The organism is Frankia nepalensis (genome assembly GCF_016786325.1).
In the GTDB taxonomy this organism is placed as follows: domain Bacteria; phylum Actinomycetota; class Actinomycetes; order Frankiales; family Frankiaceae; genus Pseudofrankia; species Pseudofrankia nepalensis.
The window spans coordinates 21737-32937 of the sequence record NZ_JADWYU010000178.1 but is presented as its reverse complement, the minus strand read 5'-3'; the positions used below and the strand labels follow the sequence as shown (position 1 = coordinate 32937).

The following is an 11201-nucleotide window of genomic DNA, read 5'->3' as shown; positions in this document are numbered from 1 at the left end:
CCCGGCACCAGCACCACCCGCAGACGGGGTAAATGGCACTGACTTCTATGGCACGCTGTTGAGTTCTCAAGGAGCGGGTACGCCCGTTTCGCCGCTCTCACGGCTTCCACGGAGTGACCCGGGATCACCGGGTTCCGCTTGGACCGCTCACCTGCCGGATTTTCCCGGCTGGCTTGCTGTCCGGTGTTACCGTACCGTTTCCGGCGAGAGTCTGTCAAATTTCCCGGTTTGGGAGAACTTGCCGCTTTCGCCGAGCCCGAAGGCCTCTTTGCGGAATGAGGACGGCGCCCTACAGGCACTCGGTCCCGACTTTCCGCTTTTAAGGCTAGCGAGCCTTCTTGCTGGGTGTCAAATCGCCTCAACTTGCGCTGGCGATCGCCACTTCTTGACGTTGTTGCCCGCGGAGAAACCGACACTCCACGCAGGCGGGGACGTCGGTGTCTCCAAGTACTGAGTCCACCCATCGGAGGCTGGCAACCGCTCAACGCGGATCCCGGCACCGGGGCTGGTTCAGAACCATACTCCCTCTGGCTGGGCCCGATCACCGCGGGGGTGTCACCACCCTGGTGCGGTGCGGATCCAGACTCGGCCAGCGCGAGGCGCCGGTCAGGAGCAGCAGTCGTTAACAGTACACACACTCAGGCCAGATGTCGAGCACGTGTCTGTGACGGTCGACACGCACTCGCGCCGACCCAGGATGGGGTTACCCAGGCCGTCGGCGGTTCAAACCTCCGATCTCGACGACTTCTGCCCGCGCCCTGGCCCGGTCGAGGCAGCCCCGTCGGCGTGTCTGGAGCTGACGTATCTGGAGGGGCGCGCGACTCCGCCAGATCCACGGGACCATGCTCCCGAACGTGAGCACCTCATCGGCGCGGCCGCCTGGGCGGCGGCCGCCTGGGCAGCGGGCCCGTGGACTCGGCGAGCTGCGCTGGCCCGAGCTGGACGACCCGCGGCCCCTGCTGCTCCTGCCGCTCGGCAGCACCGAGCAACACGGCCCGCACCTGCCACTGGACACGGACACCCGGATCGCGGTGGCCGTGGCGACCGCGGTGGCGGCCCGGCTGCCGGGTCTGCTGGTGGCGCCCGCGTTCGGCTATGGCGCGAGCGGCGAGCACGCCGGTTTCCCGGGCACCCTCTCGCTCGGGACCCGTGCCCTGGAGCTGGCGCTCGTCGAGCTCGTCCGGTCCGCCGACGACACGGCCCGCGGGGTCGTGCTGGTCAACGGCCACGGCGGCAACGCGGCGGCGGTCCGGGGCGCGGTCCGGCTGCTGACCGCGGAGGGCCGACGGGTCCTGGCCTGGGCGCCGCGCGCGGCGGTCGCGGTGTCCGCCGGAGTTCCCGTCGCCGCGGGCGACCTGCACGCCGGCCGGATGGAGACCTCGCTGCTGCTGCGCCTGGCGCCGGAGCTGGTCCGGCTGGACCTGGCGACCCGCGGCCCGGCGCCCGCGATATCCGATCTCGTCCGCCAGGGTGTGCGTCCGCTCAGCCCGTCGGGAGTACTCGGCGATCCCGCGGGCGCCAGCGCGACCGAGGGCGCCACCCTGCTCGAGGCGTTCGCCGCCGACGCCCTGGCGACGATCCGGGCCTGGCCCGGCTACGCCGGTCCCACGCCGGACCACGCCGACCGGCCGTGAGGCCTCGCGGCGGGCCCGCCGCGGCCGCGCACCCCCGTGGTAGAAGCAACAAGTGCGTTACGGCATCTCTGTGCCCAATGTTGGCGAGTTCTCCGACGCGGGAAAGGTCGGGGACCTCGCCCGGCGGGCGGAGGCGACCGGCTGGGACGGCTTCTTCGTCTGGGACCACGTGGTCTTCCCGCACGCCGGTCCGACGGATGTCGCCGACCCATGGGTCCTGCTGACGGTGGTCGCCCTGGCGACCGAGCGGATCAGGTTCGGCCCGCTGGTGACCGCGGCCGCGCGGCGACGTCCTGGGACGTTGGCGCGGCAGACCACGTCCTTGGACCGGCTGTCCGGCGGCCGGCTCGTGTTCGGCGCTGGCCTGGGGTTCACGCTCGAGGCCGAGTTCGGCACCTGGGGCGAGCCGGTGGAGCCGCGGGTGGTCGCGCGGCGGCTGGACGAGACTTTGACGGTGCTGGACGGGCTGTGGTCCGGTGAACGGGTGGACTTCCACGGCACGCACGTGACGGCCACGGATGTCACGTTCCAGCCGACCCCCGTGCAGCGACCACGTCCGCCCGTCTGGATCGGCTGCAACTGGCCGGCGCGGCTGCCGCTGCGACGAGCGGCCCGGTGGGACGGCGTGGTGCCGATGCTGGTCAGCATGGAGGACGGATCCTGGAACCCGACCCCGGCGGCGGTGACCGAGATCGTCACCGGCGTGCGGGAGCAGCGCGCGAGCGCCGACCCGTTCGACGTGGTGATCACCGGCCGCACGGCGGAGCAGCCGGCCGAGGCCCGGGCGACGGTCGAGCCCATCGCGGCGGCTGGCGCGACCTGGTGGCTGGAAGGCTTCCGGCCGATGCCCGGCGACCTCGACGCCGCCCTTCGTCGGATCGAGGCCGGCCCACCACGCTGAACGCCCGCCGGGCCGGGCCGCTCGCGCGACGCCCCGGCCCGGTCTTTCGGTGGCCTCGGCGACGCGACCGGCCGGCAGCACGCAGAGCGATGATCCATGGAGCGACGATGATCCATGGAGCGACGAGGAGGGACCCGTGACCTCACCCTCGGTGACGCCGCCGGGCGCGGTCGACGCGCCGGTGGCGCTGGTCACCGGCGCGGCCCGTGGCCTGGGTGCCGCGGTCGCCCGGGCGCTCGACGCCGCGGGCCACCGCCTGGTCCTCACCGACATCGCCGTCGACGACACCCCCGTCACCCCCACCAGCGGTGACGTGTCTGACGCGGACGACCAGCCCGGCCGCCACCACCTCTACCCCTTCGCCACCAGGGCGCAGCTCGCGGCGGTGGCCGCCGGGTGCCGGGAGGCGGTCGCGGTCCGGGCGGACGTGCGGGAGCAGGCCGACCTGGACGCGGCGGCGCGGGTCGCGCTCGACCGGTTCGGCCGGCTCGACGCGGTGGTCGCCGCCGCCGGGGTGATCGCCGGTGGGCCACCCGGCTGGGAGACCGACGACGACACCTGGCGGCTCCTGCTCGACGTCAACCTGACCGGCGTGCTCAACACCGCCCGGGCGACGCTGCCGGCGCTGCTCACCGCGCCAGCCGGCCGGTTCGTGGCGGTCTCCTCGGCAGCCGGCACCCGCCCGCTGTCCCGGCTGGCCGCGTACTCGGCCTCGAAGCACGGTGTGGTCGGCCTGGTCCGCAGCATCGCGGCCGACCTCGCGGGCACGACGGTCACCGCCAACGTCGTCTGCCCCGGTTCGATGGACACGACGATGCTCGCCGAGACCGCGGCCGTGTACGACCTGGCCGATCCACGGGAGTTCGCCCAGCACGCCTACCTGCGCCGCCTGCTCGACCCCGCCGAGGTGGCGGCCACGGTCGCCTTCCTCTGCTCCCCCGCCGCCGGCGCCCTCACCGGCGCCGTCATCCCCGTGGACGGCGGCTTCACCGGCTGAACCGACGCGGCGAGCCGGATACACGCCCAAGAACGGCGAAGGGCCAAGCGAAGGGCCACCCGATGACCGACCAAGGTGACGGCGGGACCTCCCCGACCAGCCGGCACGACACCGTGATGTGGGAGGTCCGGGCGGCGCCGGGGCGGTTGGTGGAGCTGGTGGCGTGGGTACGGAACACCGCGGTGCCGGACCTGCTGGGGCGGGCCGGGTGTCTGCGGGTCGAGGTGTTCGACGCGTCGGACGAGCGGGTGGTGGTCATTGCGCGGTTCGCCGGGCTGGCGCCGCGGCTGCCCGCGCCGCCGGGCGACCTGCTGCGCCGCCCGGCGCACGCCTGGCCGTTCCGGCACGTGTCGACCCACCGGCCCGGCGACGTCTGATCGTCGAGCGGCGTCGCGGTGGTCGTCGACAGCCCATGGTTCGCGGCCACGGCGGCGGGTGGCCGGCGCTCACCGGGTGACGGGCATGCTGGACGAGTGCGCGAAGTCAAGATCCGGGAAGAGATGATCCGGCTCGGTCAGTTCCTCAAGCTCGCGGATCTCGTCGAGACCGGCGGAGACGTCAAGCCGCTGCTCGCCGACGGCCAGGTGCGGGTGAACGACGACGTCGAGACCCGCCGCGGCCGCCAGCTGGCCCGCGGCGACGTCGTCACGGTCGGCGGCCAGTCCGCGCGGGTCGGCTGACGCGCTCTCCTGGCCGCTCGACCTCCGGCGAGCGGTCCGCGACCACCGCGGGCCCGTCGCCGCCACCGGGAGCCGGGCCTTCGCCGCGCCGACCGGCTCGGCCAACCGCCAGGGAGCCGAACCACCGGGCAGGTACGGGGCTTACGGAGGCGTCACCCGCCGCGTCCTCGGCATGCCGCTGGATCGGCCGGCCGGTCAGCCGACCCAGGCGTAGCGGTCGGGGGCGAGGATGAAGGCCGCGGCGCCCCGCAGGGCCACGTCGCCCGGGGCGGTGCTGGGCTCGACCCGGACGGCGCGGGCGAACTCCATGCCGGTGTGCCGGTCGTAGGCGGCCCGCAGCGCTTCCCAGAAGACCGGCCCGGACTGGGAGAAGCCGCCGGCGACGGTGGCGAGGTCGAGGTCGAAGGTGGCAGCGCAGGAGGCGATCGCGACGCCGACCGCGTTGCCGGCCCTGGCGAGCGCCGCCCGCGCGATCTCGTCGCCGGCGGCCGCCGACGCGGCCAGGGCGCGCCCGTCGGGCGGGGTCCCTCCCGGGCCGGATTCGCCGGGCCGGGAGGCCCGCGGCTTCGCGGGCTCGCCCGCGCCGTCATCAGCCGGGCCCGGCGCCTGGGCGCCCGAGTCCGGCGCGGCTGGCGTCCAGCCGGCGTCGAGAGCCCAGGCGACGGTGCGCGGGCCGGAGGCGATCGCCTCCAGGCAGCCGACCCCGCCGCAGACGCAGTCCGGCCCAGCCGGGTCGACGACGATGTGCCCGACGTGGCCGGCGTTGCCAGTTCGGCCGTGGTAGAGCCGGCCGTCCAGCACCAGGCCGCCACCCACCCCGGTCGAGACCGTCACCGCGAGCAGGTTGCGCGCGTCGCGGCCGGTGCCCGTCCAGTGCTCGCCGGCGGCGAGCGCCACCGCGTCGTTGTGGACGAGCACCGCGAGCCCGCCGAACTCGTCGCGCAGCCGGGCGCGCAGCGGGAACTCCCGCCACGACGGGATGTTCAGCGGCGATACCTCCCCAGCCGGCCAGATCATCGGCCCGCCGCAGCCGACCCCCAGCCCGGCCAGGCCCGCGTAGTCGTACCGCCCGCCGAGCCCCGCGTCGCCAAGCGCCGAGTGCAGGCAGTCGACGGCGGCGGCGAACGTCACCTCGGGGTCGAGAGTCTTCGGCATCGGCCTGCGCGCCCGGCCGAGCACCGCGCCGGTGGCGTCGACGACACCCGCGGCGAGCTTCGTCCCGCCGACGTCGAGCGCGAGCGCGGTCCGGTGCCGGCCACCCGCGCCGCCGCCGAATCCCGCCGACGAGGTCACCGTGACCGTCGTGGTCGTCGTCGTGGTCACCGGTCCGGCGGTCACCGTGACCGGCGCGGTGGAGCTCGTCACCGTGTGCGTACCCCGACTACCGCCCGTCGCCATCGCGCTCAGCTGTCCTCTTCCTCGGTCTCGTGCGCGGAATCCAGATCGCGCGGCGGTGGGCACCAGGGCAGGGTGCGTCCGCGCCTCCAGCTGAGGCGGCGCCGGTCGCGACCCGCTGGCACCGCCGGAAGGACGGGGCCCACGCGCTACGTTGCCGGATCATCATCGCGCACTGGCCGCGGCTGGCTCGCCGTTCTTCGCCAGGCGCGCGGAAGTCGCGGCCAGGGCGGGCCGGGTTTCGCTCTCGGCCAACGCTCGACGGCCCGCGAGTGCCAGAACCGCCAGCCGGGCGGCGGCGCGGGCCAGGCCGGGTCCGACCACCAGCCGGGCTCTGGTGACCACGCCGGGCGGTGGCCGCGGCGAGCCGGACGGCGCGCGAAAGTCCGGACACGACGGGCGCGGCGAACGAAGGAACACCTCGATGCCGACGAGAACGGCGAAACGGCGAGAAGGTGCGCGCCGAACAACGCCGTCGGCCGATGTCGTACCGGCGCCGCCGACCGCCATCCGGGCCCGGGCGCGACGACGCGGGCACGCGCGAGCGGGTCCGGCTACGCCCGCGGCCGGCCGTCTGGTGGGCCGTCCGGCGCGGCTGGTTTCCGCTCCCGCGGCGCCACGGCGGTACGCGCGGGGTCAGGGGTGTCCGCGCGCCAGGGGCGGTCGCGTTCCCACATTTCCCAGGGAAGGATGTGCTCGCCGGGACGGTCGGGCTCGTCGTAGGCGTCGAAGGCGTCGAGGTCGAAGGTCCGCACGGCCCACCTCCGCTGGAGATGCTGGATGCCAGCCACCGGCGACCGCGGTGTCGCTCACCGTGGCGTCCGGTGCGGTCATCATCGCCGCCACCCTGGCGCCGGCACCACCGATTGCCACGCCCCGCTCGTCCGCGTACCTCCAAACAACGAAACGGCCGGGTCCGCCCTGTTCGAGCGAAGACCCGGCCGTCCCTACCTGTTTCCGACTCGCGACGCGATTTGACCCACGACGCGCCCGCCCACCACCAGCAAGAAAACCCGCCCAAGATCCAACCAACGACCGGCACCGACCCCAGACCTACGGGTCCAACTCAGCACCAGGCCCGCCGGGCCGCCCAGCACCCCGACCGGGGTCCCTGCCGGATCGGCAAAGCCGATCCGGCAGATCCGGAAGCGCCAACGGTCACGCAAGCAACCTCGAACGCAATCCAGCCAAGATCCCAACCCGTGACCAGGACCGACCTCAGACCCACAGGTCCAACTCGGTACCAGGCTGGTCGGGGCGCCCAGCGCCCCGACGGCGGAGCGGCGATGGTCGCCCCCGGGACGTCCACGTGAACCCGGCCGTGATCCTGACCTCGGATCGGGGCCTGACTCGGGTTTACGGGTTCTACCCGGGTTCCAGGGGGGTCGGGGCGCCCCGCGCCCCCCCCGGCGGGGGGGGGGGGGGGGCCCCCGGGGGCCGTGGGGCGCCCCCCCTTTGTGGGCCCCCCCCCCGGCATTTTGGGCCGGGCGGCCCCCCCGGGGGGGGGGGGCCCCCCGCCCCCCGACGGCGGAGCGGCGATGGTCGCCCCTGGGCGACCTTGAGCCGACCGCCCCTTGAGCCGACCGCCCCTTAGCCCTTGCGCTTCTCGATTTCGTCGGTGAGCTGCGGGACGACGTTGAACAGGTCGCCGACCAGGCCGTAGTCCGCGAACTCGAAGATCGGCGCCTCGGGGTCCTTGTTGATGGCGACGATCGTCTTCGAGGTCTGCATGCCGGCCCGGTGCTGGATGGCGCCGGAGATGCCGACCGCGATGTAGAGCTGCGGCGACACGGTCTTGCCGGTCTGGCCGACCTGGTTCTGGTGCGGGTACCAGCCGGCGTCGGTCGCCGCGCGGGACGCGCCGACGGCGGCGCCGAGGGTGTCGGCGAGCTTCTCCACCAGGGCGAAGTGCTCCGCCGCGCCCAGGCCGCGGCCGCCGGAGACGACCACCTGGGCCTCGGTGAGGTCCGGCCGGCCCGACTTGGCCTCGGCCACCCGGTCGACGATCTTCGCGCTCTTGGCGACGTCGGAGATCGCGATGTCGACGGTGACCTCGGCCGGCGAGCCCGGCGCGGCGACCGGAGCGGTCGAGTTCGGGCGGACCACGATCACCGGCGTGCCCTTGGTGACCTTGGACTGCACGATGGTGGAACCACCGAAGACGCCCTGGGTGGCGACCAGGTCGCCAGTCACCGCGACGGCGTCCCAGATCAGGCCCGAGTCGGTCTTGGCGGCGGTACGCGCGGCGATCTCGCGCGAGTCGGCCGTCGCGGCGACCAGCACAGCCGTCGGGGCGGCGTCGCCGACCAGCTTGGCGAGCACCTCGGCGATCGGCGCGCCGACGTACTCGGCGACGTCGTCGGACTCCACGACGTAGACCTTGGCGGCGCCGTACTCGGCCAGGTACGCCTTGGCCTTCGCGTAGGTACCGGGGGCGCCGGTGAACACCGCTGCCGGCTCGCCCAGCTCGCGGGCGAGCGTCAGCAGCTCGCCGGTCACCTTCTTGGGCTCACCGTCGGCGTGCTCGACGAGAACGAGAACCTCAGCCATCGAATCCGTCCCTGCCTCAGATGAGCTTCTGCGCCGCGAGGAACCCGGCGATCTTCGTGCCGCCGTCGCCCTCGTCCTTGACGATGGTGCCGCTCTGCCGCGGCGGCGCCGGGTTGGCGTCGAGGACCGTCGAGGCCGCGGCCGCGAGGCCGACCGAGCCGGCGTCGAGGCCCGCGTCGCCGGCGGACAGCGTGGTCAGCGGCTTCTTCTTCGCCGCCATGATGCCCTTGAACGAGGGGTACCGCGGCTGGTTGATCTTCTCGACCACGCCGACGACGGCCGGCAGGCTCGCCTCGACCAGCGAGTAGCCGTTGTCCGCCAGGCGCTCGATCGCGACCTTGCCGGCGCCCGGGTCGACCGTCACCTTGCGGGCCTGGGTGAGCTGCGGGAGACCGAGCCGCTCCGCGAGCAGGGCGCCCATCACGCCACCACGGGCATCGGAAGCCTCGGAGGCCGTGATGACGAGGTCGGGGGACAGCGACGCGATGACCTTCGCCAGCGCGGCCGACGTCTGCAGCGCGTCCGAGCCGTGCAGGGCGTCGTCGGTCAGGTGCACCGCCTTGTCCGCGCCCATGGACAGCGCCTTGCGGATGGTCTCGACTGCCTTCGCCGGGCCCATCGTCACGACGGTGACCTCGCCGCCGTGCGCCTCCTTGATCTTGAGGGCCTCCTCGACCCCGTACTCGTCCATCTCGTTCATGACGTTGTCGACGCTGACGCGGTCGACCGTCTTGTCCGCGGCGTCGAGCTTCTTTTCCGCCCAGGTATCGGGAACCTGCTTGACGGTAACGACGATGTTCACGCCTAGGGGCCTCCGTAGCCAACACAATCAGGTTGTCGAGTGCTCTTGACATGGTGGCATCCGTTGCCGCGACATGCCCGATGATCGGCGGCGTGACGCCGGACCCATTACTTCCCAAACCCTTGCCGGCGGGGTGCGCCGCCTCAGCAGACAACCGGCATCCCGACAGCCGTGAGACCGGCGCGGCCGACTCGCCCGGCCTCACGGACATCTTCCCCTTCCCCGCTCGCCCCACATCGCGGCGTCCGGCGGCGCCGCGCGCGGCCTCCCGCGGCCGAGGCACCCGCGCCATAACCGCCCATAGCCCGCACCGACCGCCCACAGCCTTCACCGACCGTCACGGCCATCACGGCCGCCGTCGACCCTGTCACGGCGAGCGCGGCCTCGCCGCCCACCACTGTCACCCAGGCGGCGGCCCGGGGCGGGCCACGCGGCCTCGACACCCCGTCACCGCCGGGGGCGCGCATCACCCGTCGGTGCCGGTACCGGCCCGGTTGGGCCCACGCCCCAAAGGGGACCACCCGTGACCCAGATCACCTTTGACTGGAGGCATTTCCCGTTCCACGAGGTCCGGGCGTGGAGGGGACGGAGTGCGCTCATCGTCACGCAGATGAGCCAGAACTCCGACACGCCGCGATCTGAGGCCGTGCATTCGCGGATGACTATGCACACTCTCTCGGAGGGAAGTCACGAGTCCGCTACTTTCTGACCCTGGATATGCGTCAGGCGACGACCCTCCCACTTTGAGTGACCGGATTCGACCCGGGGGTTCGATGTCCAGCTCCACATCCGCCGGCGACCCTGCCTCACCAAACGTGTTCGCCCGGCTGCTAGGCGAGACCGGCGTGTCCGACACCCGGTTCGCCAAGCAGGTCAACAGCCGCGCCCGCTACCACCGGCGGATCGAGCTCGGCCTGGCGCGCACGACCGTGGGGCACTGGCGGCGTGGGATGAAGCCCCGCGACCCGATGGTGGCCGAGCTCGCCGCCGCCGAGGTGTCGGCGCTGGTGGGTTACCCGGTCCTTCCCGCCGACCTGGGCTGGCGCGGGGAGCACTACGGCCGCGAGGACCTGGGCCTGCATGTCGCCGACACCCCTGTCCAGACCGTCAGGACGCTGGCCGGGCTAACGGGACGAGACATGCGACGACGCGACGTGATCCAGGAGGGCACGGCCTTCGTGGCCAGCGCGTTCGCCGAGCCGGTGCTGTCGAGCATCACCGGCGTCATCCGGCGGGCGCTGCACGCCAGCACCGAGACGTCGACGAGCGGCGCCGCCGTGATCAGGGACATGACGGAGACCTTCCGCCGGCTGGATGCTCGTTTCGGCGGCGGGGAGATCCGTTCCCAGGTGGTCACCTTCCTGCACGACCGCGTCCGGGTGACGATGAGCGACGACCCGGACGCCGACCTGTGCAGCGCGCTCGCCGAGCTCACCCAGTTCGGTGGCTGGCTCGCCCAGGACGGCGACCGCCAGGCGCTGGCGCAGCGCTACTACATCCAGGCGCTGAGCCTCGCCGAGCACGCGGACGACGCGCAGCTGGCCGGGCGGGTGCTGGCGGCGATGAGCGACCAGGCCGCCCGGCTCGGCTTCCACCGCCAGAGCCTGTCGATGGCGTGCGCGGCGGTCGACCGGGCGGCCCGCAAGGCCGCTCCCCCGGTCGAGGCGATGCTGCACGACAAGCGCGCCTGGGCCCACGCGTACGCGCGGGACGAGCCCGGCTGCGTCACCGCGCTGACCGCCATGGAGCGAGCGATCGAGCGGGGCGCCGCGGGTGACGAGCCTGCCTGGGCGGCGCACTACAACGCCGGCGACGTCGCCGAGTGCGTCGGCCACTGCTACCTCCTGCTCGGCCGGCCGGAGGTGGCCACCGAACACCTGATCGAGGCTCGGAGCCTGCAGGACCCCACCCGCGCGCGGACGCGCGGCTTCGCCGAGGCGGACCTGGCGATCTCCTACCTGAGACGGCGGTCCCCCGACGTGGACGCCGCCCTCGAGGCGAGCCAGCGGGCGGTCGACCACGCGCGACCGGTGAACTCGGCGCGGGTCACGGACAAGATGCGCGAGCTCGACACCGCCTTCGCGCCCTACCACGAGTCGGCGGACATCCAGGAGTGGCGCGCGAGCGCGTCGGAGATCCTGAGCCGTTTTCCCGGGCCGACACGCGCGAGCGGAACCACGTAACGCCACTCGGTGACGTCCGGCCGCGGGCCACTGTGACCGTCGTCTCAGCGAGATCACCA

10 protein-coding genes are annotated in these 11201 nt (G+C 73.4%); 6 read left to right on the top strand and 4 right to left on the bottom strand.

What is annotated here, in order from left to right; all coding sequences use genetic code 11:
* The first annotated feature begins 854 nt into the window (after positions 1–854).
* From mftE to I6A81_RS27175, 5 genes are all read left to right on the top strand, one after another.
* Positions 855–1634, top strand: a complete 780-nt coding sequence (mftE, locus tag I6A81_RS27195; protein WP_307874945.1) for a mycofactocin biosynthesis peptidyl-dipeptidase MftE — start codon at positions 855–857, stop codon at positions 1632–1634.
* Positions 1635–1686: 52 nt separating this feature from the next.
* Positions 1687–2535 (top strand): LLM class flavin-dependent oxidoreductase, encoded by an 849-nt coding sequence (locus I6A81_RS27190; RefSeq protein WP_203007585.1) that lies wholly within the window; start codon positions 1687–1689, stop codon positions 2533–2535.
* A gap of 136 nt (positions 2536–2671) precedes the next feature.
* Complete coding sequence (locus I6A81_RS27185; protein ID WP_203007586.1) at positions 2672–3532, top strand: mycofactocin-coupled SDR family oxidoreductase; 861 nt, start codon at positions 2672–2674, stop codon at positions 3530–3532.
* A gap of 62 nt (positions 3533–3594) precedes the next feature.
* Positions 3595–3909 (top strand): hypothetical protein, encoded by a 315-nt coding sequence (locus tag I6A81_RS27180; protein ID WP_203007587.1) that lies wholly within the window; start codon positions 3595–3597, stop codon positions 3907–3909.
* Between the two features lie 96 nt (positions 3910–4005).
* Complete coding sequence (locus I6A81_RS27175; RefSeq protein ID WP_203007588.1) at positions 4006–4212, top strand: RNA-binding S4 domain-containing protein; 207 nt, start codon at positions 4006–4008, stop codon at positions 4210–4212.
* 195 nt (positions 4213–4407) lie between these two features.
* Here I6A81_RS27175 and I6A81_RS27170 read toward each other — a convergent pair whose 3' ends face one another.
* From I6A81_RS27170 to I6A81_RS27155, 4 genes are all read right to left on the bottom strand, one after another.
* On the bottom strand, positions 4408–5610 hold the full coding sequence (locus I6A81_RS27170; RefSeq protein ID WP_203007589.1) for an ROK family protein: 1203 nt from the start codon (positions 5608–5610) through the stop codon (positions 4408–4410).
* 551 nt (positions 5611–6161) lie between these two features.
* A complete protein-coding gene (locus tag I6A81_RS27165; RefSeq protein WP_203007590.1) occupies positions 6162–6362 on the bottom strand; it encodes a hypothetical protein in 201 nt (66 codons plus the stop codon).
* A gap of 835 nt (positions 6363–7197) precedes the next feature.
* Positions 7198–8157 carry an electron transfer flavoprotein subunit alpha/FixB family protein gene (locus I6A81_RS27160; RefSeq protein WP_203005643.1) on the bottom strand — a complete coding sequence of 320 codons (960 nt, stop codon included), beginning with the start codon at positions 8155–8157 and terminating at the stop codon, positions 7198–7200.
* A 16-nt stretch (positions 8158–8173) separates the two neighbouring features.
* Positions 8174–8959 carry an electron transfer flavoprotein subunit beta/FixA family protein gene (locus tag I6A81_RS27155; protein WP_203005642.1) on the bottom strand — a complete coding sequence of 262 codons (786 nt, stop codon included), beginning with the start codon at positions 8957–8959 and terminating at the stop codon, positions 8174–8176.
* Between the two features lie 773 nt (positions 8960–9732).
* On the opposite strand from I6A81_RS27155, the gene I6A81_RS27150 reads away from it, so the two are divergent.
* Positions 9733–11142, top strand: a complete 1410-nt coding sequence (locus I6A81_RS27150) for a transcriptional regulator (protein WP_203005641.1) — start codon at positions 9733–9735, stop codon at positions 11140–11142.
* Positions 11143–11201: the final 59 nt, after the last annotated feature.